Below are 1102 nucleotides of genomic sequence, written 5' to 3'. Positions count from 1 at the left end.
ACTAACTATTATAAAACTATATGGTTTGAATTTAAATTTTATTTTATAGAAAAAATTGATTTAATGAGAGTAAATTTATATGAAATGTTATCTTACAAAATATAACAAATATTTAAGCTGTATAAGCGTGAATTTCCACGCTTATTCTAGTTCATATTTTTTGATCAAAGTATTGTAAAATCCATTGGTTTTTGTCTCATCTATACCTTTGTCAAAAATTTTTACCAATTCTTTTTGTTTGTTTTTATCAAAAGCAAAACTAAAGCCTTCTCCGCCATCTGTTTCTTGGTAGAAGCTTACCAATTCTGGATTTTCAGCTAAAAAACCTTTAGCGGTATCTTGATCAGCTACAATAGCATCGATTTTGTTGTTTTTTAGTGCTAAAACAGCTATGTTTAAATCTTTATTGCTTTGCACTTGTGCATTTTTGATAGCTTTTGCAGTATTTTCTTGTAAGGTTCCTAGTTGAACTCCTATTTTTTTACCTTCTAAATCATTTTTCGTTTGAAGTAAATTGTTACTTTTTAGTTTAAGATAAAGATTTTTACTTATATAGTAAGGTTTAGTAAAATCAACACTCTGTCTTCTTTCGTCCGTTGCACTCATAGCTGAGGCAATCATATCGATTTTGCCAGCTTTTAAAGCAGGTATTAACCCATCGAAATTGGTTTCAACCCAAACAACTTTGATGCCGTTTTTTTTAGCGATTTCTTCTACTAGATCCGTATCAAAACCTGTAAGTTTTGAGTTTTCTTTATAGTTAAAAGGTTTATAGTTTGGTGTGGTTCCAACCTTTAATTCTATGCTCACATTTGTTTCTTTGTTTTTAGAATCATTGCAAGCGTTTAAAAATAAGCCGATTAAGGCAACTAAAACAACACTAAATATTTTTTTCATTTTCTTCCTTTGATATAAAATGTTTTAAAATTATACTTATTTTAAATTTATATTTAATTAAGTCTAATTGCTTTTTACAATGTTTAAAGTATGCAATCTTTGATATATTATTCATAATAAATTTCAAAAACCCACCAAATACTTATATAAATACTTACACAAATATTTATACTATTTAATCCTTTATTTAATCCCCTTTTAAGTT

The 1102-nt window shown here is 26.9% G+C and carries 1 protein-coding gene; it reads right to left on the bottom strand.

Annotation, left to right across the window (positions count from 1 at the left end; translation table 11 throughout):
- Window positions 1–141: 141 nt before the first annotated feature.
- On the bottom strand, window positions 142–897 hold the full coding sequence (locus tag ELQ05_RS08105) for a basic amino acid ABC transporter substrate-binding protein (protein WP_052785400.1): 756 nt from the start codon (window positions 895–897) through the stop codon (window positions 142–144).
- Between the last annotated feature and the right edge of the window lie 205 nt (window positions 898–1102).

This window comes from Campylobacter sp. US53, assembly GCF_004378995.1.
GTDB classification, from domain to species: Bacteria; Campylobacterota; Campylobacteria; order Campylobacterales; family Campylobacteraceae; genus Campylobacter_D; species Campylobacter_D jejuni.
The sequence above is the reverse complement of the archived record's forward strand: the minus strand, read 5'-3'. Positions and strand labels throughout refer to the sequence as shown.